The following is a 26,881-nucleotide window of genomic DNA, read 5'->3' on the forward strand; positions in this document are numbered from 1 at the left end:
TGTGGATGGGTTCTCCTTCGTTGCCTTGGCGTGAACGTTGAGTTCCAACACGCGCCGCAGCACGTCGTTGGGGGTGTCCACGAAAGGCTGCGCGCGCCTCTGGAGTTCCGCGAACACGTCGCTGTCGACCCGGATGACCTGGGACATGGAATTCTCGCTCCTTCTGGGGACGGGGGGAATCCGCTGTGGACCGACAACGGTCGCCCCTGACTCTGTGATGCTGTAGATGTTACAGGAAAAGTTCTCTGTAGTGTGAGTCTCGTCGATGCCTGGAAGTCGCTCCCGGGAAAACCGGCGAACGGGAACCTTCTGTCGGGCGTGTGCGTCATACTCTGTGCAGCATGCTGTTAACTATGCTCACATGGTTTGCAGTCCTGTTGTTTGAACATCAAGGAGAGTGACTCGTGTACCTGGAGCAGCTGCACATCAAGGGCTTCCGTTCGGTCGCCGATGCGAAGGTCTCCCTGCGTCCGGGGGTGACAGTCCTCGTCGGGGAGAACAACGCCGGCAAGACCAACGTCATGGATGCCATCCGGCACCTCACACCACCGCTCGACGGCCGACGCGACCTCCACCTTCGCGCGGAGGACCTCCATCGCGATGGTTGTGCGGAGGCGAAGCACACCCTGAAGTGCCGTTCCGCCGTGGAACTCTCGGCGCGCTACGCCTCCGCGGACGTCGCCACGCTCGCCGTCTTCGACCAGGCGCTCGACGAGGGTGCCGGTTCCCTCAGCCACCACCTCACCTACGATCCCCCTCGATGGGGGCAGCAGAGGGGCAAGGTGTCCTGGTGTACGGGGGATGCCACTACCGCTGATCCGGATCCCGATCCGGTGGCCCGGGAACGCATCCGCCACCTGTACCTGCCACCCCTGCGCGACGCCCAACGCGAACTCGCCTCCGGGAGCGGCGGCATGATCCAGTACCTCGTCGAGAGCCAGTTCGCGGACGAAAGCCAGAGCAGGGACTTCCAGAACGCGCTCCAGAAGCACTTCAAGGAGATGGAGAAGGTTCCGCCTCTGCCCCAGTCCCTCGGATCGCTCCAAAAACGCCTCAGCGGTCTCACCGAAGGTGCCCGCCATCAGCAGGCCGGGCTCGGTTTCGCCGACGTGTCGATCGGCTCGGTGATCCGCTCCCTGAGGCTGCGCATGGAACAGCAGGGAGTGGACGTGCAGGCTCTCGCGTCCAGCGGTCTGGGCTACGCCAACCTGCTGTTCATGTCGGTGGTGCTGGCCAAGCTCGACAAGGCCGCGGAGGCGGACCTGACCCTGTTGCTGGTCGAGGAGCCTGAAGCCCACCTGCACCCCCAGCTCCAGAGCATCCTCATGCAACACCTGGTAGCTGAGGCCGAACGAAGCAGGGAACAGGTCGCGGCGGGCACATCCTGGCTGGGACGCGTGCAGGTGGTCGTCACCACCCATTCGCCGTACATCGCCACCGCCACCAATCCGGAGAACCTCGTGGTACTCCAGCGCCACGGGCAGCAGGTCCCCGACACGGACAGCGCCGGTCAGGAGAAGGGGAGCGGATTCGAGGAGACGGAGAGCAGTCAGGCAGAACCCCGGCGAAGGTACTTCACCACCGGTGCCGCAGTGGCCAACATGTCCCTGTCCCCTCACGACAGGTACAAGATCCGCCAGTACCTCAACGCCACGCGCAGCACCATGCTCTTCGGCCCCAGGGTGCTCCTTGTCGAGGGGATCGCCGAAGCGGTCCTCCTGCCGGAACTGGCCCGCACGCACCTGTCCCGGGCGCGTCAGCAACGCTTCCTCGGCACCGCTCTGGTTCCGATCGACGGCACACACTTCACGACCTACCTCAACATCCTGCTGTCGGCGGACACCGTCACCCGGCAAAGGATCGCTCGCCGCGTCGCGGTGGTCACGGACGGGGACAACGGAAGCGATCGCCCGCAGAAACTCCGCATGTTGATCGACGCGAAGGCGGGACCCCAGGTCGCCCGGGTCTTCAACAACGAGACCACGCTGGAGCCCGCGCTGCTCCAAGCTGGTGGCCACAACCGGGCTCTGTTCGAAGAGGCTTGGAGCCACCAGCGCCCGAACGGGAGCACCGCGGACTGGGCGGAGATCGACACCATGGCAGGGGCCGTACAGGCCGATTTCCTGATGGGGAAGTTCAAGAGCCTGAAAATCAGCAAGGGCACCTTCATCCAGGACCTGGTCGCCTGCTCGGCAGCGCAGAAGGAACAGAAGGAGAAACTGGTCGCCCCGACCTACCTGCACGAAGCGCTCACGTGGATCACCGAGGAGGACCACGATGTCCGTTGACAACCAGCACAGGGCAAACGCCGCCCAGCAGGCCGCCGTGCGAATGCCTGTTCCTTCAGGCGAAGTGGTCGAGATCCGGGCCTGTCCCGGAGCGGGCAAGACCCGCGTCATCGTCGAGAGACACCTGACCGTCCCCGTCCCCGCGCGCAAGGGCCGCGCCGTGGTCTCCTTCACCCGGGTGGCCGGGCGTGAGATCCGCAGACGCTGCCACGAGGAGGGACGGGCTGAACTCCTGGAATCCCCTCACTTCGTGGGTACGCTCGACACCTTCCTGTGGCGCCACCTGGTCCGCCCGTACCTCCCCCGGGAGCCTTCCGGCCGTGTCTGGAACCGACTGGAGTCGTGGGGCAAGCTCCCGCCGGCGCGTCACAAGGGAGTGAGCCTCGACGACTTCGACTACGCCTTCGATACTCGGAGCGGTCTGCACATCGGTAGAGCGACCCTTCGGGGAAGGACCGCGAAGGGTCGGGAGTTCTCCGAACCGGAGCGGCGGAGCCTGGAACCGTGGGCGACCACGACCATCAGAGCACTCCGGGAAAAGGGCTACTTCACGGGCGACCTGATGCGAGACGTCGCACTCAACCACCTCCGGGACCCCGAACTCGGCGCACTCATCTCCACCGTTGTGACCAGTCGGTTCGCCGAGATGATCGTCGACGAGTTCCAGGACTGCTCCAAGGAGGACCGTGCGATCCTGCACCATCTGAGCGCTGCCGGGCTACCCCTGATCCTGGTCGGAGACCCTGATCAGAGCATCTACGGATTCCGCAGCAAATCGACGGGACGGCCGGACCTGCCGGAGCTCGTGATCAACGATCGCAAGGAACTCTCCCACAATTGGCGCAGCAGCCAGACGGTGTGTGACCTGGCTGCCAGCCTGAGGGTGCACGAACGCCCCGCCGACATCGCGACCGGACCCGCCTCCGTCCTCGGCCCTCCTGTACTGCTCCTCCCTCACGAACGCGGAGCAGGCGCAGAGGCAGACTTCGCCAAGGAGGCGGAGCGGCTCAAAATCCCGGTGAAGGAGCGGATGCTCCTCGCCTACAACGGGTCGGCTCTCCCCACCCGAGTGGGTGGCACGCGCCGCCCACCCCACAGCTCCCCGCTGGGACGGTTGCTCTGGTCTGTGGGGACCCTTCGTTCAGGCGAGTCACCCTTGGCCAGAAGAGCTGAAGCGCTCGGACTTCTCAAGGAGTACCTTCTGGACCACTGGGGCCTGGACGGAGATGGCACCGAGCGTGAACGCCTGGCCATGGCGAACGTGGAACCGGTGGAACTGAGCCGTGCGGCGTCCAAGGTGCTCCGCGAACTGCCTCCGCTCGACGATCGCACCACACGGGTGTGGAAGGAAGAGGCGATGAAAACCCTCTCCGTCTTGGACCCTCCTTCCGGACGACCGAGCAGAGAGGCGTTCGACAGCGCTTGCCCGAGGGGCACCGCCTCGGCACCGGTCTACAAGACGGCCGGGTTCACCGCCGGTGTCACGGGGGCCGAGCCCATCGGTCGGGCCGGCATCATCCATCAGGTCAAGGGCGAGGAGGCTGACGCCGTCCTGGTCGTCATGCCCGGAAACGCCGTTGCCCTGTGGGAGGCGCGGGGGAGTCGGTCCCTGAGCCGGAACGAGGCGGAGGCGCTCCGGGTGTACTTTGTTGCTGTCACCAGGGCCCGCAAGCTGGTGGGACTGGCCGTGCCTCCCAAGGCGCTGGACCGGGCCGCACGGGTTCTTCGTCGATACGGTGTGGACCATCGGCAAGTCCGGCAGGAGTCGGGAAAGTCCGTACCTCTTCCGGACACGCTCTTCGATATCGGCAGCCTCTGAACCAGTGATCCTGCCGAGCTGCCAGGTCGGTATGTGAAGAGAGCCGGTTGCCGCCAGTCTCTGAGACACCGTGTTCTCTTCGAACTGGGGGTTGGTGTCGATACCGCGACTCCGCCACGGAAGGCGGGGCCGTCACCGGCGGAGGTAGGGGACCTCACCATCTGACGAGAACATCTGGTTGGTCTGTCTCATCGTCCACCTCTGGCGAACAGCCTGCTTCACTCTCTCTGGAGAGCAATGGCTCGTGACCCACGTCCTGTCAGTGAGGGCACATTCTTTCGAGAGCCGGCGAGTGCAGGGGAAGGATCCGATCCATGAGCGTGATCGAGTACGAGGCCAAGGTCCTGGACATCGACGTCGACCACGTGGCCCAGTGCATCCTCGACAAAGGCGGGGAAGACCTGGGCGAAGTGTTGCAGTGCCGCTACGTGTACGACATCGAACCCGGGGACGCATCGCGGTGGGTGCGCCTGCGCGATACCGGAAGCCGGGTCACGCTCACGGTCAAGGAGATCGACTCCGACGCCATCGGCGGCACCCGCGAGACCGAGACCGAGGTCGGTGACTTCGAGACCGCCAACGCCCTGCTGGGCAAGCTCGGCCACACTCCCAGGGCCTACCAGGAGAACCGCCGCCGAAGTTTCACCCTTGACGGGGCCCAACTGGAGATCGACACCTGGCCGCGCATCCCCGCCTACCTGGAAATCGAAGCGGACAGCCGTGCCGAGGTGATACGGGTCGCGGCCCTGCTCGGCTACACCGAGGCGGACCTGACCGGGGAGAACACCACCAAGGTCTATGCCCGCTACGGCATCGACCTGGCCACGATCACAGATCTGCGGTTCGAGGAGAGCTGACACCGGAGTGCCGTGTGCCCCCTGTGCGAGGGGCACACGGCACGAACCAGGGGGGGTGAGGCCCGCGACCCGCACCGATGATCACGGGGAGCGGATCCCTCTGCGCCGAACAGTCCGCTGGTCATGGCCGCCGCGAGGTGTACCGGGACCTGTGAGCTCCGCCGCGCCGCCCGGGGGCGTGACGGCGGTCGATCTGGTGGTCGCCGTCCGCCACCGGGCCCACCGAGCACGCCGCGGATGACTCGGGCGGGGAGTTCGACGCGCGCGTGGACAGGGTGTGCGAGTGGATCGAACCCGCCTCCATCGCCGTCGCCGCGCGGTTCGACCGGGTGGCGAAGAAGGCTGTCAACGCGCTCACAGAGGCCGGGGTCGGCGCGCGGGCACTGCGCAAGGCCGGCGAGGACGGCCCCGGGGTGCGGGCGGGGAGCATGCACTCACTCAAAGGGCTGGCGTTCCGCTGTGTCGCCGCCATCGGCGTCAACGACGGAGCCCTGCCCTTCACGAAGGCGGTCACATCCGAAGCTGTGGACCCCCTGCAGTACCGGACCGACCTGATGGCCGAGCGGTGCCTGCTCTTCGTCGCCTGTACCCGTGCGCGCGACCACCCGTACGTGTCGTGCATCAGGGAAGCCCAGCCCCTTCCCGGCCGAGGCGGGCATCGCCTGACCTGATCGGGAGAACAAGGCCGTGACGGAAGTGACGGTTGACGACGGCGGGGCGGCCCCCTGCGGGCTGCTCCGCTCCGGCCGACAGGTGACCGGTTCCTCGCCTCCGGTCGCGAGGGTCGCTCTCGGAGAGGCGTCGTCGGCTCGGAGGTGGTCGTGTGGGGCAGGAGACCGTGCGGACGCGCGCACGAAAGCGGGGCGACCTGAAGCTCCAGAGACACCCCGTTAGGGTGGAAATTACGCATTAGACCAGGTCAAAGTGGCGCGATAGGCTTGATCTGCTCCCTGCGGAGCAGTCGCGATCGAGGTGCGCCATGGACGATGGAACGGCGGCGGCACCGACCGCCGCGATCGACTTGAGGTCTCGGGTGAAGGGGCCTGTGATCGCCCCTGGGGACGAGGGCTACGACTTCGCCCGCAGCGTGTGGAACGGGATCATCGACAAGTACCCCGCGGCGGTGGTGCGGGTGGCGGACGAGGACGACATCGCGGCGGTGATCGCCTACGCGCGTGACCACGACCTCTCACTCGCTGTACGGGGCGGCGGCCACGGGGTCTCGGGGAACGGCACGGTCGACCGTGGCATCGTCGTGGACCTGGGTGACTTGAGAACCGTGGAAGTCGACGACGCGCAGAGGGTTCGGGTCGGCGGCGGCGCCACGCTCAGCGACGTCGACAGCGCCACAGCTCCCCAGGGGCTCGCGGTACCCCTCGGCGTCGTCTCGCGGACTGGTGTCGGCGGCCTGACGCTCGGCGGCGGGATCGGCTGGCTCACCCGCTCCTACGGCCTCTCCGCTGACAACCTTCTGGCCGCGGACCTCGTGACGGCCACAGGCGACCGGGTCCGCGCGAGCGACACCGAGAACCCCGAACTGCTGTGGGGCCTGCGGGGAGGCGGAGGCAACTTCGGCGTGGTCACGCAGTTCACCTTCCGCGCCCACCGCCTGCCGACGGAGTTGTGCGCGGTCAACTTCATCTACGCCGAACCGCGGTGGCCCAAAGCCGTGCGCGCGTGGGAGGAGTGGACCCGTGACCTGCCGGACCCGATGCAGTCGATCATGACGTTCATCGTTCCACCGGCCGAACTCGAGGCCGGCGACGAGCCGCTGCTCCTACTGTCCGCGTTCTGGTCGGACCCCGACGACCGCGCCACCGGGGAGCGGTTCCTCGAGGACCTGCGGCGTGCCGCCCCACCCGACGCGGAGGAGGCCGAGACCGACTGGACGGCCTGGCAGTCGGCGGTGGACGTGCTGGGGCGCAAGGGACTGCGCGGGTACTGGAAGAACACCTCGTTCGACACATTGGACGACGCGGTGATCGAGGTCCTGCTGCGCCGGGCACGCGAGCAGCGCTGGGTGGGCACCGGTATCGACGTCCACCACATGGGTGGGGCGTTCGCCCGTGTCCCCGAGGACGCGACGCCGTTTCCGGCACGCACCTCGCGCTTCTGGCTGAACGTCTACGGGGCCTGGCCCGACCCGGCCGACGACGCGACGCGCACCGCCTGGGTACGCGGTTTCGCCCGTGAGATGGAGCCGTTCTCCTCGGGCGGGCTGTACGTGAACTTCCTCGGCCGCGACGAGGGCACTGACCGGCACGAGGCGGCGCGGGCGGTCTACGGATCCGAGAAGCTGGACCGGCTCGTTGCGCTCAAACGGCGGTACGACCCGCAGAACATCTTCCACCTGAACCACAACATCCCGGTGGAGTGACCGGGGTCCGGGCCACGGCTCCGGATGCTTATGGAAGCCCCGGAGGACCTACAGGAAAAACGGTTCGACCTCCAGGCCCGGTACGGTGCAGACCCGCCATCGGTTGAACGAGCCCAACGGGAGCCCGGCAGCAGTTCGTCGGAGAAGACTTTCGGAGATGCCGCCCGGACTTCTGCGGTTGAGCTGCAAGAGCGCCGGTGGACCGCCTCGAAGCCGCATACGGTCCGAGCGACCGCGCTTGTCAGCTCCTGTACCCACCGGTGATGTTCGGGCTGCGACTGTGGGTCCGTTCGACTCCGACCACACGGACTGCCCGACGAATTCCCGGCACTGTTCCGTGTTGGATACGACGGAGGCACTGGCGCGGGTACGGGTTCGGACCCTACCTGTCCTCGCAGCAGCCTGTTCCCACACGATTCCGTCACCTGTGCGCCGAGCACCAACACGACTCTGTCACCACCCGGTCACAGCACAGTGGCCGTCCCTCGGATACCGGATACCGCCCCTCCCGTGAGAGGAAGAACGGAGGGTCCCGACATTCCCAGGGCGTGGCCGTGGGCCGCCACGAACGGAGCCAGGTCGGGTGTGCCGAAGCGTGTCCGTAGTTCCTTGAAGCGGGTCACCTTGTCCTCTCCGAAGCGGGCGACGGACGCGGCGTAGGAGTCGGCGGAGAAGAACACCGGCGGGTTCCGCTTGCTGTGGAACTTGTCCGCGTACATCACCAGCTCCTCCTCGACCGATTCGGCCAGGTAGTCCGCCTCCGGGACGGGCAGCCCCTGGTCGCGGATGTCCTCGCGGGTCAGGCCCACCCCGGTGTGGTGCGAGCAGAAACGGCACAGTGCCTCGGGCAGCCCCTCCTGGGCGAGGATGTCGTGGCCGAGCACCCCGTGGCTCACGTAGCGCGCGTGGTCGAGCCGGCCGGAGGAGTCGTACAGGCGGTAGACCCCGATGTCGTGCAGCAGGCATCCGGCCCGCACCAGGTCGCGGTCCAGCGCGAGGTCCGAGCGGTCGATGAGCTGGTCGGCGATGGCGCAGACGATCTCGCAGTGGGTGTGGACGAGGTCGAACGCCTCCCGGGTGGGTGCGTACCGTTCGTGCAGCGCACGGATCTCTTCGTCGTTCGGGATCACCATGCTCAGACGGTAACCGGCGTGGAGACCGCTCGAGGACGGGGTGCGACGCTGCGCGCTCCGCGCAAGGTCGGGGAGGCGCAGGGGACGGTGGTCAGCCGCCGGTCCGCTGCCGGGCGGCGGGGAAGCCTCCGGGATGGAGGTGCGCCATGAGCGTTCGGAGGCGCTCATGGGAGTCGGCTTCGGTGCCGTCACCGATCCGGTACCAGACCGCATGGGTCAGGGGCGGCCCGACCGGGACCGCGGGCACCGGGGCGGCCAGTGCCCGTTCCGACCCGATCGAGGCCACCCCCTCCACGCCGATGCCTAGACCGATCGGCAGGGAGGGGCCGGAACGGCGTGCCTCATAGCCCAGGTCAGGTCGTCCGGTGCGACGGTGCACGCTGATCGTCTGGAGGACCCCTCGTGAGTTGAACTCCTCGACCAGAGCGGACAGGACCGACAGGTCGGGCTCCTCACCCGGCGGGTGTCCGACAGCGAGCGTGATGCTCTCCTTCACCCCTTCCGGCACGCGGGTGACGAGCAGGGTTCCGGAGAACGGCCGGGCCGGTGCGGTGCGAAGGGCGTCCGGTGGGCCGGTGAAGAGGAACCACGAACTTTCTGGAGCGCGTTCGCGGGCCAACGCGGTCAGGTCCGCGGTGTCCCACGCCAGGGTCGCGGGCTCACCGGTTCCCCACAGGGCCGGTACGGAGCCGGCCAGGGTCTGGGACAGGAACTCCACCGACCTCCCCAGGCGGAGCCCGGCATCGGCGGGGTTCAGGACCTTCAGATCGACGAGAATCTGGTTCCCCTGGTTCTCCTCCGCTCCCCGGAAGGCCGAATGCGGCACGTCCTCGGGGGCCGCGGTCGTGTCGCGGACGAAACCGGCCTCCTCGTTCCAGGCCAGGGGGACCCCGGAGAAGCCGTCGTAGTACCGGCCGTCCGGTGCCCGGGCCACCCAGCGGGCCATCGGGTTGCCCAGGACCGAACGCAGCGCGTGGGTGATACGCGAACCCGAAGGGGTCACCAGCTGGAACGCCCGGCCCTCCTTCGCGTGCTCGGCGACAGCGTCCACCAGCCATGTGGAGAGCGGGACCACCGGGCGGTCCTGGACGGCCAGCGCCACCCGGTCCGTGGCGCGTGTGATCGCGGGGTGGTCGGTGGCGCCGGCTAGCAGGGAATCGTCGCGGTCGAGTCGGCTCTCAGGCTCCCAGACGAGGCCTCCGAACTCCGATACGAGGGCATCGGCGAAACGGCGGACCGCCCTGGCCGTGTCCACTCCTCCCGGGCCGGTCTCGGCCCCGCGTGCCTCCACCCACCACGGCTGGGCGGGCAGGTCGTCGGCGATCCCTTCGGCGAGCAGGCGGTCGGCCTCGGAGGACGATGCGAGCCTCTGTGCCGCTTGGACGGCCGCGACCATGCGTCCCGATCCGTCGCGGAGCTGGACGACCGCGCCGCCGGCGACGGCACGGACCTGCAGCTCCGGTCCCGCCTGGACCAGGGCCCTGGTCATGCCGCGCAGGGTGGGTGCCCTCTCGAGCAGGGCGACCACGTCATGTGTCATGGGGTTCCTCGGGTCAAAGACGCTCGGTCACGTCGAGTCCTGTGATCTTCGAGCCGCCGCGCGGTGCGGCCACACCGTAGTGGAAAGCTGTCCCGAAATAGGTGGGTTCTCCCTTTTTGGTCTCGCTGCCGAGTCTTGTTTCGAGGGCTCTCAGAGCCCGCGCCAGTCGGGGGGCATTGCCATCATGGACCTCGGGGTGCGGGCGTCCGAAGAAATCGTTCTCCGCCCAGATGTCGTGGTGAACGCCCATCTCGACCAGGGTGTCCTCGGTAGCGACGTCGACGGAGACACTCACGAGTTCGGGTTCGCCTCTCCTGCTTCCGTCGGGCGTGATCCAGTTTCCGGGGCCGAGAAGAAGCAGAGTCTCCGGGTAGGCCTCCGGTCGGCTTACGGGTTGGGAGCCACGAACCCTGTCCGCCAGAGCAGCGGAGGTGAGCTCTCGACAGTGAAGGATCCGGGATCGGTAGCCGGTGTGGCCAGTGCCGAACTGGAACCAGTCCACGTCGACACTGTCGAGGTACAGCAGATCGCTGTCCTGGAGAACCTGTGCTATCGACATCGCGACAGTGCAGCCCACCTCCAGTCCGTTCGAACCCTCATCGTGCTCAACCACCCACGTCCACGTGGCTGTGGTCTTTGGGGACCTCATCAACAGGGATACGGAGCTTCCATACAAGATTGATTTCCGGGTGGATCTGCTGGGTGTCAGGGTTTACCGGTCCAGAAGATCCAATGCTTCTGAATCGATAGATGTCTTTGCTTTCTCGTTCCAATGGCTAGCAGGAGATCCTGGCTTCATAGCTGCGTAGTCCACCTGAATCATCCCGGTGGTGTCGATGCCGAAGCCTCCTCCGCGCTCATAGAATACGATCAGAGGCTCAAACATGTCCGGCAGATCTGGCAGGGTTTTCCCTGAATCTCGCAGTACGCTGAAATGAAGCGCCCAGACGCAGGTGTCCATGACTAGAGGGAACTGATGGATTATTTCCTTATTTTTGGTGATCTTGGAAGTAAGTTTCTCGCTGGCGCGTACGTTCGGGTTCACCAGCGCGGCCGCGTCAAAGAAAGGCCATTGCTTGGCGTGAAGTTTACGTGACCAAAGGGCTGCGCGTCGAAGGTACTCCTTCATCAGGGCGACTCGGGATCGTGTGTGGTCGAAGTCCCCGTGCCAATTGGCGTGGTTCAGGCGTTCGGTCAGTGTGGAGGCGTAATCGTTCAATGTAGTTCCTCGAATTTCATGGCAATATCCACGATATCATCCAGGTTGGAGAGATCATGGGCGATCTCGAAGTCTGGTTCCGCTATCCCGTAACTCCTCCAGAGCCTGAAGATGTCCGCGTTGTACTCGAGGGGGGCCATGTCGTGGGCGCCGTGCTGATCGCGGCGGGGGAAGTAGACCCCATCGTCCCACATCTCAGGTCCGTGAGCCCTGTAGGGCATGCCTGCTTCCATGAGGCGGCTCTCGACATACTCGTGCATGACGAGGCGATGAAAATGTTCTGCTTTTCGCTGATTCTCGGGGAGGTTGATTTCGCCGGTTTCTGCGAGTTGCCAGAGCTCGGCTATGTGGTTCATGGGTGCAAAGTGCCCGTCGCGAAGAGCTCCGGTCGGCGGTCCAGGAATCACGTGTTCCCGTTGGAACAGGTGCTCTCTCATCTGGTTGAGAATTCTGAGGTCATACCCCGTGTTTCTCTGGATATCGTGTGTGGACTCCGGTGAATCTCGGATCCGGCGGTAGGTGTCGGCGGCTTCGGGTGACTGTGGTACATCGACGAACCGGTTGCCGGACTCATCGACATAGCTCCCGGAAATGTCTCGATATCCAATGTTGACGAACTCGAGTGTATTCAGGTAATAGCCATCCCCTGGTCTTGAGTTGAGAATATCGGCATCTGTCTCGTCTTCTGTGTCGCCTTGGCTTTGAGAATCGTTCTGACTATCGTCCGGCCACTCCGCCTCAAGCTTGTCACCGTCGGGATCGGGAAGGTCGGGGCCAGACGGGCTAGGCGGCCCGGGGGGACTCGGGGGTCCGCCCGAAGAGGAGTCCCCTGCACTCGGGTCCGCGTCCTCATGCACGGTGACCGGGTCGCTGTCCTCGTCGAGCCGGGGCCCGTCGCCGTCGGCGCTGTTGTCGATCGTGCCGTCGGCGTGCATCTCCATGCCGTCGGGGGTGACAGGGACCCGAGAGTTCTCGTTGCCGCCGGGGCCGTCCCCATGTCCGGTGGAGCCGCTGTTCTCCAGGGCGTCGATGGTCCAGGGCGCCTCACCGTCGAGTTCGGCCATCCGGCCGCCGTCGGCGGTGTCCATGTCATCGGCGAGGTCCTCGTTGCGCCGCGCGATCTCGGAGAAGGCCGCGTCGACCTCTTCGGTCGTCGGATCGCGTCGCGCATCCTCGTCCGCTCGCTGACCGGGTGTGTCGGCGTCCTGAGAACCGGCACCATTTCTGGCGGACTCCGGGCGTTCCGGGGGGTTGCTCTCCGGGGTGGCGGGCTCGGCGGGTGGTGTGGAGGGTTCCGGCGTCGGATCCGGACTGTTGTCCGGTGCAGGGGCCGGGTCCGCTTGCGGCCCCTGGTTCTGATGGGCCTCCAGATCACCCAGAGACTCTTGCATGTCCCCGAGACCTGCGGTGACGCCGCTTCCGTCGGGCTCGATGCTGTCCGGCGCGGTGGGTGCGTCCGGGTGGGCGCCGTCAGGCCTGAGAGTGGGGCTGGACCCGTTGTTCGCGGTGTTGGAGGAGCCGTCGGAACCCTCGGAGCCGCCCGCGTCGATGCCCCCGCTGATGGGGCCGTCGCCGGTTCCGGCGCCTCCCAGGATGCGCGACACCCGGGCGGCGATCATGGGCACACCGACCACCGCCCCGATACCTGTGGCGCTCAACGCCGCGCCACCCGCGATCATGCCGATGTTGGTCAGAACGGTGCCGAACACGTAGCCGGGGCGCTCTCCCAGTTCGGTCCAGGGGAAGAAACCGTGGATTGCGTCGCCCCAGGCGCCCCTGGCGGTGTCCCACCACTCGCCGGGGCTGTTCACCATCTCACCGGTCTGGGGGTTGTAGAAGCCGGTCATGGCTCCGAGGCCCGCGATCGAGTCGCCCCAGTACGAGGTGAAGTTGTCCCCCCAGCCGCCGGCGAACCAGCCCTCGGAACCGTGGATCCCGACCGCGCCGCCCATGTCCTCCAGGCTGCCCATGAGGACGTCCCCGCCCCCGTGGATCGCGTCCACGTACCACATGTGGTCGGTGCCCTGGGGGGAGCCCCACGGGGTCCCGACGTCCTCGGGCGCCTCCTCGAAGCCGTAGACGGCCTCGCCGGCGCCGGGCTGGGTGGTTCCGTCGGCGTTGCTCGCGATGAAGGTGGTGCCGCCGAACAGTGCGGTGATGGCGTTGGCGCACTCCCGCTCGGCCTCCTGGTACTGCTGGTGGAGCGAGTTCACGTGGTTGAGCAGGTTGTTGTGCTCCTCGACCTTGTCGCTCTCGCCGCCGAAGAAGCCGCCGTCGTCCCAGTCGTCGTCGCTCCGGATCTCCGCGACCAGGTCTCTGGCGTCCTGGCGGGCCTGGACCAACTCGGAGCGCAGCTCACGCGCCCTCTCGGCGAAGGTCTCCAGCGCGGTGGCCGCCGTGCCGAAGTCGGTTTCCACCGAGTCGCCCGTCGTGGCGACGGGGTCGACCGCCGAGTACAGGGTCTCGGCCTCGGGTGCGCTGTAGACGGCCTGGAGCCCGGCCCATGAGCTCTTGATGCTCTGTCCTGATTCGGCGATGTTCTCGCCGTCGGTCCTGAGGCCGCCGGCCGCGCTCTCCAGCAGCACGGTGTTCACGATGGGGACGGGGATCGCATCCGGGTCGATCAGGTCATCACTCACTGAGCATTCGCTATCCGTGTAGGGGGTGCACTTCAGCGGTGGCTGGGGCGAGGCCGGTCTGTGTGTCGCCTTACGTCGCGTTCGCGGAAAAAGGGTCTCGTGATCTTGGTACGGGTCGGCGGAGAAGGAGTGCCTGCGGCAGTGCCGTGGGGCCGGAAGACGCTATGGAAGCTGACCCTTCCTCCGCCGGGGAGTTCGGGTGGCACGTTCATGGAGTGGGCGTGATCCCTGGAGGGAGTGTCGCTACGCGATCTCTCCCGCGTTGGCCTGGGCGTCCGCGGCCATCTGCAGATTGCCGTTGACATAGTGCAAGGTGGCATCGCTGGCGCCCCCGACCGCGCTGGCGCTCTTTTCGACCATGCCGCCGACCTCGTCGAAGTAGTGCTCGGCGAACTCGGAGAGGGCTACTCCGATCGGGTCGCTGTTGGCCGCGCTGTTGGCCTCGTTCAGATGCGTTTCCATCGAATTCAAGTGCGAAGTGAGCCCTTGGCTTCCCTCTTCGTCGCCTATGTGTCCGGAGACGCCTGAGAGGACGCCGAACACCTCTCCGGTCTGGATGTTCCAGGCTGACACGTGGGTCTCCCCTCTGTCTCGGGGTGTGGGGACGGGGTGATGTTTCTGGTGGCGATGCAGACTCTATTGCCATGGTTTCGCCCCGTGCATCACTGTTTCCGCGTCGTCAGAGGTCAAGCGGACGATTGGTGGCCGATTCCGGCCAGTGGCGCTCCGGTGAGGGGTGGGAGAAGGAGTCGGTGGGCCCGTGATGTGCCGGACGCCGTTCGCCTCGGAAGGCATCGGCGTTCCGGCCGTTGTCGCGACCTCTTCTTGAAGCAGGCCCGGCCGAATCCCGGCTGCCATTGCCTGGGCGGCCCTCTCAAGGCGACCGACCATGTTTCGTCGGTCGGGGTCACCCTTCTGTCATGGGTTGTCGATGAACAGGCTGAACCGGTGCCTCACCGCTGCCCGGTGCGGTCGTACCCGCTCGCTCGAGGACCGAGTCCATGGCCGACGGTCCGGCGGCCTCTCGTGCAGGCGGTCTGCCATTCGGTTCGGAAAGAACTGTCACGGAGTACTGGGTGCCACCTGCGCCACGGGCATCCTGCACGCACCAGTGGTGCAGGGGAAGGCCGGGTGGCCGAGGGGCGGTGTTCGGGACCCGCCGCACCGATGACCACGAGGGCTCGGAGGCCCCTGGCCCGCCCCGGACTCGGCGCTGACCGGGGAAACCGCTCACCCCGAGAGCCTGAAACACGAGGTTTGACACCGAATATGGTCTGATGGGATCAAATATCTTTTTCGCTGGACTGGACCAGAAGGGGTGTCCGGGGTGGACGTCCTCCGCAGGAACAACGTGACGATCACCGGGACGGACGAGGGGCCCACGGTGGTCCTCGCCCACGGGTTCGGCTGCGACCAGAACATGTGGCGCCTGGTGGTGCCGGCCCTCGCCGAGCGGTACCGGGTGGTGCTCTTCGATTACGTCGGCTCCGGCGGGTCGGACCTGGCCTTCTGGAGCGAGGAGAGGTACTCCTCGCTGGAGGGCTACGCCCAGGACGTGGTGGAGCTGAGCCGGGCGCTGGACCTCGAAGGAGCCGTGTTCGTGGGCCACTCGGTCAGCGCCATGGTCGGCGTTCTGGCCGCTCAGGCGGTGCCGGAGCGCATCGGGGCCCTGGTGATGGTGACCCCCTCGCCCCGCTACATCGACGACGCGGGCTACCGAGGCGGCTTCAGCACGCAGGACATCCACGAGCTGCTGGCCTCCCTGGAGTCCAACTACCTGGGCTGGTCGTCGGCCATGGCGCCGATGATCATGGGCAACCCCGAGCGGCCCGAGCTGGGTCAGGAGCTGACCGACAGCTTCTGCGCCACCGACCCCGACATCGCCCGGGTCTTCGCCCGCACCACCTTCCTGTCCGACAACCGCGCGGACCTGAAGGGCGTGGAGGTCCCGACCCTGGTCCTGGAGTGCTCCCAGGACCTCATCGCGCCCCGCGGGGTCGGCGCCTTCGTCCACGACTCGATCCCCTCCTCCCGGCTGGTCACGCTGGAGGCCACCGGTCACTGCCCGCAGCTGAGCGCGCCGCAGGCCACCGCGGAGGCGATCCTGGGCTTCCTGGACTCCCTGCGGCGCACGGCGTGAACGGGGGATCCGGACCGTCCGAGAGGAGCGGCCGCCCCGACACAGCCGTCGGCGCACTGCTGGAGCAGGGCGCGGAGGAGCTCTACGAGTTCGCGCCCTGCGGGTACCTGTCGACGCTCATGGACGGCACGATCGTCCGGATCAACGCCACGCTGCTGGAGTGGCTCGGCCTGGAACGCGACGCCGTGGTGGACCGGATGCGCTTCAGCGACCTCCTCACCGTGGGCGGCAGGCTCTACCACGAGACGCACTTCGCGCCGCTGCTGTACATGCGGGGCCAGGTCAGCGGTATCGCCCTGGAGATGAGGGGCGCCGGGGGCGCACGCCTGCCCGTGCTCGTCTCCTCCGCCGTCAAGCACGACAGCCAGGGCGAACCGCTGCTGATCCACACCAACGTCTTCGACGCCACCGAACGCCGCGCCTACGAGGAAGAGCTGCTGCACCGGCGCAGGGAGGCCGACCGGGCCCGTGCCGAGGCCGAACGGGCGCGCGAGCAGGCCGACACCGACCGGGCCCGCCTGAAGGACGCGCTCACGGTCCTGCAGAAGGCCCTCCTGCCCGACAGCCTGCCCGCCGTGCCGGGCATGGAAGCGGCCTCCTGCTACCACCCGGCCTCTCCCGACCAGCTGGGCGGCGACTTCTACGACCTCCTCCGCCTGGACGGCGCCCGCTGGGTGTTCTTCCTCGGCGATGTGCGCGGCAAGGGCCCCGAGGCTGCGACCCTGACCTCCCGGGCCCGCTACGCCCTGCGCGCCGCCGCCCTGCACACCTCGGAGCCGGCCGAGGCCCTGGGCACGCTGAACACCGTCCTCCTGGAGGGCCAGGCCCACGACGAGGAGGCCCGCCACTGCACCGTCGTCCTCGGCACCCTCGAACCCGGCAGTGACGGAGGGACCGCCCGGGTCCGCCTGGCCTCGGGCGGCCACCCGCCGGCCCTGGTCCTGCGCGCCGACGGCCGGGTCGACCTCCTGGACACCCCCGGAGGGATGCTCGTCGGTGTGCTGCCCGGCGCCGAATTCGCCACGGCCGAGACCGTCCTGGCGCCCGGCGACACCCTCCTGCTCTACACCGACGGCCTGACCGAGGCCCGCACGGGACCCCGGCGCGACACCCTGTACGGCGAGGACGGCCTGCTCGCCTTCGCCGCCGAACACGCCCCCTCCAGCCCCTCCAAGGTGATCAACGCCCTGAGCGACCTGCTCTGGAGCTTCGGTGAGGGGCTCGACGACGACACCGCGCTGCTCGCGCTCGGGGTGCCCGCTGTCCCGGGTACCGCTGCCGGGAGGGCGGCCACCGCGTGAGGGCCGCCGGGGGCTGTGTCGTCGCGGGCGGCCCCCGGACCTGCTTCAGCGGAGCCGCTGGCGGATACTGGTGCCCATGGCGATCATTCACAGTGCGACCCTCACACCGAGCAAACCGGCCCTGATCGGGGCCTGGCTGGACGGCCGTCCGTGGGCGGGACAGGGGCCCGACGAGGTGCTGGGCGCGTACCGGTTCGACGACCCGGAGGGCGAGGTCGGGGTGGAGGCGTTCCTGGTCCGGCGCGGGGACCGCCTGCTCCACGTGCCGCTGACCTACAGGGGCGCGCCCCTTGCCGGTCACGAGGAGCACCTCGTCGGAACCCTGGAGCACTCCGTCCTCGGACCACGCTGGGTCTACGACGGAACCCGGGACGGAGTGGCGCTCGCGTGCTTCCGACGGGCCCTGGCGGGCGAGCAGGAACAGGCGGAGCTGGAGATCCACGAGGACGGCCGCGTCGTGGAACGCAGGGCCCAGCAGGTCGTCGTGTCCAGGGAAGCCGATGAGGAGAACATCGGTTCCGGTGCGGCCCAGGGCGGAAAGGTGCTGATTCCGCACGTGCTGGACGCCGAACCCGAGGGCAGGTCGCGCCTCCGCGCCCGGTGCGGGGATCTGCAGGTGGTGGTCGCGACCCTGTCCTGATCCGAGGTCCTCCGACCCCGGCCTCCGCCGTGTGTCCCCCTGGGGCGCTGACGATGCGGTCGGATCCGGGAGGCCCCGGACCTCCCGGGGCAGGACACGGCCTTCGCACGCCCGTCTCCCACGCCGGGAACACCACCGGGAACGAGCGGACATGACCGCGATCGTCAGGCAGAGCGCCCGCGCCCTCCTCTTCGACCGCGAGCGGAAGCTGGTGTTCGTCAAGCGGACCAGGCCCGGCCAGGAGCCCTACTGGGTCTGCGTGGGAGGCGGCCTGGAACCGGGGGACGCCGATGCGGAGGCCGCCCTGCACCGTGAGGTCCTCGAGGAGCTCGGCGGGCGGATCGACCGGGTCCACCGGGTCCTCCTCATCACCGAGGACCTTCCGGGAGGGGTGGGCCTCCAGCACCTCTTCGCCGCCCGGCTGGTCTCGATGGATCTGCGCCACCGCACCGGGGCCGAGTTCACCGAGCCCGGACGCGGCGACTACGAGGTGGTCCGTGTTCCTCCCACCCGTGAGGCCCTCGCGAAGATCCGACTCCTGCCGCCCCGGCTCGCCGCGTTCGCCGGGGACAACGTCCGTGGACTGCTCGCCCTGGTCGGCCAGGACGGCCGGGGGAGCCGGGCACCGTGAGCCGTCGACTCCGCCGGCCCCGGCCGTTCAGCCCGGATACGGACCGCCGGTGCCCCTCGCGAACCGGATCGGACGGCGCAGGCCCAGGGACAGTTCCCTCCCCTCCGAGAAGAGGGGAGGGAACTGTCCCGTGCGGCTCAGGCCGGGGAGGGCTCCAGGCCCAGCTCCCCGGTCAGGAACCGGCGCAGGTGCGCGCGGGCCTGCTCGATGCTCAGCGGCGGGGCGCCGCGCAGGCGGCGCAGGGCCAGACCGTCGACCAGGGCGTTGAAGCGGGTCGTGGTCTCGGCGACGTCGGGGCAGCGGAACTCACCCCGGTCGCGGCCCCGGGCGATCAGCTCGGCCACCCGGTCCGACCACTCCTCGTACCGGCGGTGCTGGCGCGAGTCCGGCTCCAGGCTGGCGTCGGCCGCCCAGTTGTCGAACCACAGCCGCCAGTGCCGGTCGGTCTCCGCGCTGAACACGCCCTCGATGAGCGTGGTCAGCCCCTCCGCGGCGGTGGGGCACGCCAGCATCCGCTCGCCGAGCGGGCGGTAGTAGGCGTCGATCTCGATCGACACCGCCTCGCTGAGGATCTCCCGCACACCGCCGAAGTGGTACGTGACCGTGCCCACGGACACCCCCGCCGCGCGGGCGATGTCGCGCACGCCCACCCGGCTCGCCCCGTGCTCGATCACCAGCGGCACGACGGCCTCCAGGATGAGCCGCCGCCGCACCTCGGTGGGCTGGCGGGTGCGCTTGTCCGGCGCGACCGCGCGACGCCTGGCCCCCGCCGTCCCGGCGGCCGGCGGCCCCTCGGCAGGGCCGGTCATCCCGCGGTCCTGGGGATCTCGCGCTGCCAGCGCCGGGTGGCGACGACCTCGCCGCCGGAGCGGGCCTCCACCGTGCTGTGCACGACGAAGTGGTCCGCGGTGGCGGTCAGTTCGCTCGACGTCCGCACGGAAACGTCCCAGTCCTCCCGGCGCATGGTGATCTCCCACTCGGATCCTGCCATGGCCGACAACGGGTCGTCGACCCGGATCCGGTACCGTTCCCGCGCCTTCTCCGTGTACACGAGACCGTTGGGGTAGGTGCGCGACCCGCCGTAGTTGGGGTCGACGTCGAGCACCCACTCGCCGGTCCCGACGTCGTGCGACACCAGGCGCTCGGGCCGGGGCTCCGACGCGCCCAGCTCCACCGCCAGCGGCGGCGCCTGCTCCGGCTCCTCGAACTCCACCGGCGCGCGCCCCTCGTCCGTGCCCGCGGGCCGCACCGGGAGCAGCAGCGCGCTCCGGTCGGGCCACACGGTCAGGGACGGGTCGTCGGGCTGCGGCCACACCCACGGCCAGTACGCGGTCGACACCGCCACGCGGATCCGGTGCCCGGCGGGGAACGCGTACCCCGTCCCGGTGAGCTCCACCTCCACGTCCTCGGGGTTTCCCGGCTCCCACGGCACCGACCGGTCCCGGCCGTACCGGCTGCCCAGGTTCAGCACGCCGCGGGTGACGAGGGTCGAGGCGCCGTCGGGGGCCACGTCGCACACGCGCACGATCACGGTGCCCCGGGGCCTGTCGGCGTCCAGGCGCAGGCGGACCCGCGCCCGGCCCAGGACCTCGACGCGCTCGGCCAGGGGCTCGCCGTCGAAGCACGTCGACCGGCCGTCCTCCTCCCGCTGGTCGGGGGGCAGGTCGGTGGCGTTGCCGTAGGGGAAGAAGCGGCCCGCGTCGACGCCCGTGTGCTGGGGGCTGTGCACCGTCACCGGCGCGCAGCCCGCCGCGCCGAGGGCCTGTTCGGACCAGCGGGTCGCCGGGGAGGGCCAGGCGTCGTCGGTGACCCAGCGGCCGGGCCGCTCCGTGTAGGCGGTCGCGGGCGGTACCGGCTCCTGGACCCAGGAGCGCAGCCGGGGGGTGTCCATGGCGCCGTTGTCCGCGTCCTTGAGCCAGTGGTCCCACCAGCGCAGGGTCTCCTGGAGGAAGCCGATGTGCGGGCCGGGCGGCCGCGCGATGTCGGGGTACTGGTGCGCCCAGGGCCCCAGCAGCCCGCGCACCGGGCCGGGCAGGTGCTCCACCAGCCGCAGCACGGTGTCCCGGTAGGGGTCGGCCCAGCCGCCGACGGCCAGTACCGCGGCGTCGATCGCGGAGTAGTCCTCGCACACGCTGCCGTGCCGCCAGTAGTCGTCCCGGGTCTGGTGGTCCAGCCAGGTGTGGACGAACGGCTCCAGCGCGTCGAGGCGCTCCTTCCACATCGGCAGCCACGCGTCGCCGACCGTGATCGGGTCCGGCGGACGCGACGTGAACGCCAGCATCGTGCCGGACCAGCCGGCCATGTCGATGCCCAGCACCGAGCCGCCGATGTAGTGCACGTCGTTGTCGTAGCGGTCGTCGGCCGAGCACACCGTGACGATCGCCTTGAGCGGCTCCGGGCGCCGGGCGGCGATCTGGAGCGAGTTGAACCCGCCCCAGGAGATGCCGAACATCCCCACCCGGCCGGTGCACCAGGGCTGCGCGGCCAGCCACTCCACGACCGCGACCCCGTCGGCGGTCTCCTGCTCGGCGTACTCGTCGAGCATCACGCCCTCGGAGTCGCCGGACCCCCGCAGGTCCACCCGCACCGACGCGTAGCCGTGGCCCGCGTAGTAGGGGTGGCGCTGGGCGTCGCGCGGCGACGTCCAGTCGCCCTTGCGGTAGGGCAGGTACTCCAGCAGCGCCGGGACGGGGTCCGCCAGGGCGTCCGCCGGCAGCCACACGCGCGCGTGCAGCCGCGTGCCGTCGGCCATCGGGATCCAGTCCTCGCGGACCTCGACCTCGCGCGCGAAGTCCTCTCGGTAGCGCATGCTCCCCCGTTCGTCTCTCGTGTGGGCCCGTGCGTGACGGGACCGTTCGTGTGTCAGGACCTGTGTGTCAGGGCCGCGGGCCGGTTCCGTCGGCGTTCCACCGGCGGATCCGGTGGCCGCCGCCCAGGTCGATCCACTCCGGGTCGGGGACCTCCGCCAGGTCCCGGGGCGGGGCGGCCGTCTCCCCGGCCGGCTCGGACGCCTGCGCGGTCGTGCCGCCGCCCGCCCCGACCGGCCGCGGCTCCAGGACCGCGTCCAGCAGCCGCCGGGTGTAGGGGTGGTTGGGACCGGAGAAGACCGCTTCGACCGGGCCCTCCTCCACGACCAGCCCGTCGCGCATCACCGCGACCCGGTCGGCGATCCCGCGCACCACCGCCAGGTCGTGGCTGATGAACACGAACGCCAGGTCCCGCTCGGTGCGCAGGTCGTCCAGCAGCGCGAGCACGGCCGCCTGGACCGACACGTCGAGCGCCGTGGTGACCTCGTCGGCGACCACCACACGCGGGTCCCCGGCCAGGGCGCGGGCGATGCCGACCCGCTGGCGCTGTCCGCCGGAGAGCTGTCCGGGCAGCCGGTCCGACAGCGCCGGGTCCAGGGCGACGTCCGCGATCAGCTCGCGCGCCCGGTCGTCGGCGCGGGACCGCTCGGCCAGGCCGAAGAACCGCAGCGGCCGACGCACGGCCTCGCGGACGATCCGCCGCGGGTTGAGGGAGGTGTCGGCGTTCTGGAACACGAGCTGGACGCGGCGGCGGACGCCCGGCGGGCGCAGCCGCGCCCGCACGGCCAGGTCGCCGCCGTCCCGGCTCCCGTCCCCGGGGCGGTCCCCGTCCCCGGTGTCCGCGCCGAGCAGCCGCATGGTTCCGGAGGACGGTGCGCGCAGGCCCGCCAGGGACCAGGCCAGCGTCGACTTCCCGCTGCCCGACTCCCCGACCAGGGCCAGCACCTCGCCCCGGCGCAGCCCGAGCGAGACGCCGCCGACGGCCCGGTGCGCGCCGTAGTCGATCGTGACGTCGCGCAGGGACACCACCTCGGGCGCGTCGTCGGGGACCGGCACGCGCTCGCGCACGGTCCGCGTCCCGTCCTCGGCGACCTCGGCCAGTCCCCGGTCGCCGATCCTGGGCACGCTCGCGAGCAGGCGGCGCGTGTACGGGTGCCGCGGCGCGTCGAACAGCTCGGCCGCCCCGGCCGCCTCCACGACCTCGCCCTCCCGCATGACCACGACGCGTCCGGCCATCCGCGCGACGACCCCCAGGTCATGGCTGACCAGGACCGACGTCAGGCCGAACTCCTCGCCGAGCCCGGCCACCAGGTCCAGGATCCGCGCCTGGGTGACCACGTCCAGAGCGGTCGTGGGCTCGTCCAGCACCAGCACCTTGGGCCGTGCCGCCAGCGCCATGGCGATCGCCACCCGCTGCTGCTGCCCGCCGGAGAGCTGGTGCGGGTACCGGCGCACGAGCCCCCCGGGATCGGGCAGCCCGACCTTCTCCACCAGGGAGCGGACCCGCTCGCGCCGTTGCGCGCGCGTCAGCCCCTGTGACAGCAGGGACTCCCCGATCTGGGCGCCGACGCGCATCGACGGCGTGAGCGCGTGCCCCGCGTTCTGCCCCACCATCGCGATGTCGCGGGTGCGCAGCTCCCGCAGGCCCCGCCGGTCCAGGGACAGGACGTCCTTGCCGTCGACCAGGACCCGGCCGCCGGTGACCCGGGAGCCGTGTCGCAGGTGGCCGAGCAGGGCCCCGGCGACGGTGGACTTGCCGCTGCCGGACTCGCCGACCACGGCCACCGTCTCCCCGGCCGCAGCCTCGAAGGACACCTCGCGGGCCACGGTCACGTCGGCGCCGCCGGAACGGTAGGCCACGGACAGCCCCTCGACCCGCACCAGGGGGCCGGACTCGGTGCCGCTCATGAGCTCTCCTTCGCGCGGTCGACGCCCCAGGCCCGGGACAGGCCGTCGGCGGACAGGTTCAGCCCGACGACCAGGGTCGCCAGGGCGATGATCGGGGCGAGCGTCGCCCACGGCACCACGACCATGGCGGTGCGGTTCTCGGCGACCATCAGCCCCCAGTCCGGGGTGGGCGGGTTGGCGCCGAACCCGAGGAAGGACAGCGAGCTGATCAGCAGCACGACCCACGAGGCCCGCATCGCGAACTCCACCGACACCACGTGGGCGATGTTCGGCAGGACCTCGCGGACCAGGATGGAGACGGTGCGCTCACCGCGCGCCCGCGCGGCGGTCACGTAGTCGAGCGGAGCCACGCCCAGCGCCGCGGCGCGCACCACGCGCACCACCTGGGGCGCGTAGACCACGGTCACGGCGAGGACGATCACCGCCGGGCCCGTCCCCAGCACGGTCACCACGACCAGCAGCGCCAGGATCGGCGGGATGGCCAGGATCGCGTCCAGCACGCGCATCAGCGCGTCGTCGAGCCGGCCGCCCTTGAGTGCGGCCGCGCAGCCCACGACGGTGCCGAGCGCCACCGCGCAGGCGGTCGCGGCGAAGGACACCGTCAGCGCGTAGCGGCCGCCGTACAGCACCCGGCTCACCACGTCGCGGCCGTAGGCGTCGGTGCCCGCCCAGTGGTCGGCGCCCGGCCCGAGCAGCGCGCTGCCGGGGTCGTTGGCGGTGGGGGAGTAGGAGGTGAGCAGCGGTGCGAGCAGCGCCAGCAGCACGTGCAGGGCGACCAGGGACAGCCCGACCACGGCGGGCGTGGACCGCGCGAGCGAGCGCAGCGTCGTGCGGACCGCTCCGGTCGGCTCGGTTGACCCGGTTGTCTCGGCGGGCCCGGAGGCCCCGTGCGGGGACCCGGTCATCGGGCGCTCCTCTCTCCGGTGCGCAGGCGCGGGTTGAGCGCCATCGCCCCCAGGTCGGCGGCGAGGTTGCACAGCACGTACACGGCCGCGCTGACCACGGCGATGGCCTGCAGGACCGGCAGGTCGCGGTTGTGCACGGCCTCCAGCAGCATCCGGCCGACGCCGGGGTAGTTGAAGACGTTCTCGACCACGGCCACGCCGCCGACCAGCCACGCCACGTTCATCGCGATCACGTTCAGCGTGGGCAGCAGCGCGCTGGGCAGGGCGTGGCGCACCACGACCCGGCCCGTGCCGAGGCCCTTGAGCCGCGCGGTGGTCACGAACTCGCTCTCCATGACGTCGATGACGCTGGTCCTGGTCATCCGCACGATGTAGGCGGTCATCACCACCGACAGCGCGATGGTGGGCAGGACGACCGCGGGCAACAGGTCGGCGACCGGCGCGGACGCCTCGTCCAGGACCACGGCGGGCAGGACCGGCACGGTGATGGACAGCGCCAGCACGAGCAGGGTCGCCACGACGAACTCCGGCACGCTCATCCCGATCAGCGTCAGGGTGGAGATCACCGTGTCCGGCCAGCGGTCCCGGTACAGGCCGGCGACGACGCCCAGCACGATCGAGGAGGTGACCGCGACGGCGATGGTGGCGACCGCGATGAGCATGGTGTTGCGCAGGTGCAGCCACAGGGTCGCGGAGACGGGCTCGCCGGAGACCAGGGACACCCCGAAGTCGCCGCGCACCGCACCGGTGATCCAGTCGAGGAACCGCAGGACGGCCGGGCGGTTCAGGCCCATCTGCTCGCGCAGCGCGGCCACGGCGTCGGGGGTGGCGTCCTGGCCGAGCACCTGCGTGGCCACGTCGCCCGGGAGCAGCTGCACGGCGGCGAACACGATCACCGACGCCAGGAGCACGGTGACGACCGCGGACAGCAGCCGCCTGGAGATGTAGACGATCATCAGGGCCTCAATCCGATGTTGAGGTAGTCGAACTCGAAACCGGACTCGTGGTAGTTGAGGACGTCCCGGGACAGGCCCACCAACCGGTCGGCGAACATCGGGGTCATCGCGCCGCCCTCGTCCACGACCATGCGCTGGGCGTCCTGGTACAGGGCGCGGCGGCGGTCCTCATCGGCCGTGGCGCGGGCGGCGTCGAGCAGGTCGTCGAAGGCGCCGTCGGACCAGGCGGTCTCGTTGTAGGAGGAGCCGCTGCGGAAGACCTGGTTGAGCAGCTGGTCGGCCGGACGCCCCGTGTACCAGTACGTCGCCATCAGTGGCTTCTGCATCCAGATCTGGGTGTAGTAGGAGTCCGCCGAGGTGTTGCGGACGGTGATGTCGATCCCGGCCTCGGCGGCGGAGTCGCGGTAGGCGAGCGCCATCGGGGTGAACACCGGGTCGTAGGCGGAGGTGTAGAGCTCCAGGCTCAGGCCCTCGTGCCCGGCCTCGGCGAGCAGGGCGCGGGCCCGGTCCGGGTCGCGTTCGACCGCGTAGTCGGTCCAGTAGGGCGTGTCGGGCGGGACCGGGTTGTCGTTGCCCGGCACGCCGGTGCCCTGCAGGGCCACGTCGATGACGTGCTGCGGGTCGTAGGCCAGCTTCATCGCCCGGCGCACGCGCGCGTCGGTGAACGGCTCGGCCGTGGTGAGCATCGGCAGCACGTACCACTGGGCGTTGACCGAGCGCGCGATGGTCGCGCGCTCGGAGGCCTCGACGACGCGGGCGGTGGCGAAGTCCAGGTTGGTCTGCGAGATCAGGTCGACCTGGCCGGCCAGCAGCGCGTTGGTCCGCGCCTGGATGTCGGTCATCGAGAACATCTCGATGGCGTCCAGGACGGGCCGCCCCTCCCAGTGGTCGTCATGGGCGACGATGCGGCCCCGGCCGCCGGGGGAGAAGGAGTCGAGACGGAAGGGCCCGGTGCCGATGCCGGTCGCGCCGATCGTGTCGCCGTCCCCGTCGGGGACGACGTAGCAGTGGTAGTTGGTGAGCAGCGCCGGGAACTCGAAGTTGGGCGTGGTCAGCTCGACCACCAGCACGCCCGGCTCGGGGGTGTGCACCCGGCCCGGGTCGACCAGCGGGCCCAGGACCGTCCCCTGCGGGGAGGCGAGGTCGGGGTCGACGATCCGGCGGAGCGTGTAGGCGGCGTCCGCGGAGGTGAAGCCGCGGCCGTCGTGGAAGCGGACCCCGTCGCGCAGCCGGAAGGTCCACACCAGGCCGGCGTCGTCGGACTCCCACCCGGTGGCCAGGTCGGGCACGGTCTGCCCCTCCGCGTCCATCCGGACCAGCCGGCTGTACAGGGCGCCGAGGTACTCGTAGGCCGACAGGGAGCTGGCCGGGTCCAGGGTCTCGGCCTGCGACGCCGGCGGCCGGGCCATGCGCAGCACGCCGCCGTCGGCGGTGGCGCCCGTGGCGGCGGCCTCCGGGAGCGCCTGCGCCGCCTGCGGCCCGGACGCGGCGCAGCCGGGGAGCAGGACCGCGGCCCCGAGTACCCCGGCTCCCCCCAGCAGAGCCGTTCTGCGCGGGATCCGCGGCGGGGCGCCCTCGGCCCCCGGTGAACGCGGCATGTCTTCCCCTCCGTGGTGTGCTGCGAACGGATCAATCGTTCACTGAACGATTGATACGACTCATGCACGATAGAGGTCGGAAGTCGATGGTTCAACGGGTGGTAAAGCGGGTAAACGCGAGGG

Annotated in this window: 20 protein-coding genes and 1 pseudogene; 9 read left to right on the top strand and 12 right to left on the bottom strand. The window is 69.6% G+C overall.

The features are described 5' to 3' along the window. Positions 1 to 404: 404 nt before the first annotated feature. The 5 genes and pseudogenes from ABZ234_RS06175 to ABZ234_RS06195 all read left to right on the top strand — a co-directional run bounded on the left by ABZ234_RS06175 (position 405) and on the right by ABZ234_RS06195 (position 7,341). Positions 405 to 2,288 carry an AAA family ATPase gene (locus ABZ234_RS06175; RefSeq protein ID WP_355011213.1) on the top strand — a complete coding sequence of 628 codons (1,884 nt, stop codon included), beginning with the start codon at positions 405 to 407 and terminating at the stop codon, positions 2,286 to 2,288. Then, the gene (locus ABZ234_RS06180; RefSeq protein WP_355011214.1) at positions 2,278 to 4,107 is read left to right on the top strand and encodes a UvrD-helicase domain-containing protein; all 1,830 of its coding nucleotides are present in this window, start codon (positions 2,278 to 2,280) and stop codon (positions 4,105 to 4,107) included. Before ABZ234_RS06175 ends, ABZ234_RS06180 begins: the two co-directional genes overlap by 11 nt. A gap of 314 nt (positions 4,108 to 4,421) precedes the next feature. Continuing rightward, positions 4,422 to 4,964: a CYTH domain-containing protein gene (locus tag ABZ234_RS06185; protein ID WP_355011215.1), complete on the top strand. Its 543-nt coding sequence runs from the start codon at positions 4,422 to 4,424 to the stop codon at positions 4,962 to 4,964. 251 nt (positions 4,965 to 5,215) lie between these two features. Next, a pseudogene (locus ABZ234_RS06190) lies at positions 5,216 to 5,630 on the top strand (3'-5' exonuclease); the annotation flags it as partial. Positions 5,631 to 6,009: 379 nt separating this feature from the next. Then, positions 6,010 to 7,341: an FAD-binding oxidoreductase gene (locus ABZ234_RS06195; RefSeq protein ID WP_355011216.1), complete on the top strand. Its 1,332-nt coding sequence runs from the start codon at positions 6,010 to 6,012 to the stop codon at positions 7,339 to 7,341. 464 nt (positions 7,342 to 7,805) lie between these two features. Here the strand turns inward: ABZ234_RS06195 and ABZ234_RS06200 are convergent, their stop codons facing one another. From ABZ234_RS06200 to ABZ234_RS06225, 6 genes are all read right to left on the bottom strand, one after another. After that, on the bottom strand, positions 7,806 to 8,474 hold the full coding sequence (locus tag ABZ234_RS06200) for an HD domain-containing protein (protein ID WP_355011217.1): 669 nt from the start codon (positions 8,472 to 8,474) through the stop codon (positions 7,806 to 7,808). A 91-nt stretch (positions 8,475 to 8,565) separates the two neighbouring features. After that, entirely contained in the window at positions 8,566 to 10,014 is a 1,449-nt protein-coding gene (locus ABZ234_RS06205; RefSeq protein WP_355011218.1) for a DUF6177 family protein, read from the bottom strand. A gap of 13 nt (positions 10,015 to 10,027) precedes the next feature. Beyond that, positions 10,028 to 10,627 carry a hypothetical protein gene (locus ABZ234_RS06210; RefSeq protein WP_355011219.1) on the bottom strand — a complete coding sequence of 200 codons (600 nt, stop codon included), beginning with the start codon at positions 10,625 to 10,627 and terminating at the stop codon, positions 10,028 to 10,030. A gap of 99 nt (positions 10,628 to 10,726) precedes the next feature. Further along, entirely contained in the window at positions 10,727 to 11,233 is a 507-nt protein-coding gene (locus ABZ234_RS06215) for a hypothetical protein (protein ID WP_355011220.1), read from the bottom strand. Further along, positions 11,230 to 13,872, bottom strand: a complete 2,643-nt coding sequence (locus tag ABZ234_RS06220) for a hypothetical protein (RefSeq protein ID WP_355011221.1) — start codon at positions 13,870 to 13,872, stop codon at positions 11,230 to 11,232. Before ABZ234_RS06220 ends, ABZ234_RS06215 begins: the two co-directional genes overlap by 4 nt. A gap of 243 nt (positions 13,873 to 14,115) precedes the next feature. Beyond that, positions 14,116 to 14,445, bottom strand: a complete 330-nt coding sequence (locus ABZ234_RS06225; protein ID WP_267949293.1) for a DUF6507 family protein — start codon at positions 14,443 to 14,445, stop codon at positions 14,116 to 14,118. Positions 14,446 to 15,199: 754 nt separating this feature from the next. On the opposite strand from ABZ234_RS06225, the gene ABZ234_RS06230 reads away from it, so the two are divergent. The 4 genes from ABZ234_RS06230 to ABZ234_RS06245 all read left to right on the top strand — a co-directional run bounded on the left by ABZ234_RS06230 (position 15,200) and on the right by ABZ234_RS06245 (position 18,584). Next, positions 15,200 to 16,012 carry an alpha/beta hydrolase gene (locus tag ABZ234_RS06230; RefSeq protein WP_355011222.1) on the top strand — a complete coding sequence of 271 codons (813 nt, stop codon included), beginning with the start codon at positions 15,200 to 15,202 and terminating at the stop codon, positions 16,010 to 16,012. Then, positions 16,009 to 17,313, top strand: a complete 1,305-nt coding sequence (locus ABZ234_RS06235; RefSeq protein ID WP_355011223.1) for a SpoIIE family protein phosphatase — start codon at positions 16,009 to 16,011, stop codon at positions 17,311 to 17,313. The genes ABZ234_RS06230 and ABZ234_RS06235 overlap by 4 nt, the downstream gene beginning before the upstream one ends. 76 nt (positions 17,314 to 17,389) lie before the next feature. Further along, the gene (locus tag ABZ234_RS06240; RefSeq protein WP_355011224.1) at positions 17,390 to 17,953 is read left to right on the top strand and encodes a hypothetical protein; all 564 of its coding nucleotides are present in this window, start codon (positions 17,390 to 17,392) and stop codon (positions 17,951 to 17,953) included. Positions 17,954 to 18,104: 151 nt separating this feature from the next. Further along, positions 18,105 to 18,584: an NUDIX domain-containing protein gene (locus ABZ234_RS06245; RefSeq protein WP_355011225.1), complete on the top strand. Its 480-nt coding sequence runs from the start codon at positions 18,105 to 18,107 to the stop codon at positions 18,582 to 18,584. Between the two features lie 137 nt (positions 18,585 to 18,721). Here the strand turns inward: ABZ234_RS06245 and ABZ234_RS06250 are convergent, their stop codons facing one another. The 6 genes from ABZ234_RS06250 to ABZ234_RS06275 form a co-directional block, all read right to left on the bottom strand. Further along, a complete protein-coding gene (locus tag ABZ234_RS06250) occupies positions 18,722 to 19,393 on the bottom strand; it encodes a TetR/AcrR family transcriptional regulator (RefSeq protein WP_355011226.1) in 672 nt (223 codons plus the stop codon). After that, entirely contained in the window at positions 19,390 to 21,393 is a 2,004-nt protein-coding gene (locus ABZ234_RS06255) for a CocE/NonD family hydrolase (protein WP_355011227.1), read from the bottom strand. The genes ABZ234_RS06250 and ABZ234_RS06255 overlap by 4 nt, the downstream gene beginning before the upstream one ends. 67 nt (positions 21,394 to 21,460) lie before the next feature. Continuing rightward, positions 21,461 to 23,299: an ABC transporter ATP-binding protein gene (locus ABZ234_RS06260; protein ID WP_355011228.1), complete on the bottom strand. Its 1,839-nt coding sequence runs from the start codon at positions 23,297 to 23,299 to the stop codon at positions 21,461 to 21,463. Next, the gene (locus ABZ234_RS06265; RefSeq protein ID WP_355011229.1) at positions 23,296 to 24,204 is read right to left on the bottom strand and encodes an ABC transporter permease; all 909 of its coding nucleotides are present in this window, start codon (positions 24,202 to 24,204) and stop codon (positions 23,296 to 23,298) included. The genes ABZ234_RS06260 and ABZ234_RS06265 overlap by 4 nt, the downstream gene beginning before the upstream one ends. Further along, on the bottom strand, positions 24,201 to 25,160 hold the full coding sequence (locus tag ABZ234_RS06270; protein WP_330156226.1) for an ABC transporter permease: 960 nt from the start codon (positions 25,158 to 25,160) through the stop codon (positions 24,201 to 24,203). The genes ABZ234_RS06265 and ABZ234_RS06270 overlap by 4 nt, the downstream gene beginning before the upstream one ends. Next, positions 25,160 to 26,758: an ABC transporter substrate-binding protein gene (locus tag ABZ234_RS06275; protein WP_355011230.1), complete on the bottom strand. Its 1,599-nt coding sequence runs from the start codon at positions 26,756 to 26,758 to the stop codon at positions 25,160 to 25,162. The genes ABZ234_RS06270 and ABZ234_RS06275 overlap by 1 nt, the downstream gene beginning before the upstream one ends. Positions 26,759 to 26,881 lie beyond the last annotated feature (123 nt).

It is taken from the genome of Nocardiopsis sp. NPDC006198, from assembly GCF_040613895.1.
Classification (GTDB): domain Bacteria; phylum Actinomycetota; class Actinomycetes; order Streptosporangiales; family Streptosporangiaceae; genus Nocardiopsis; species Nocardiopsis tropica.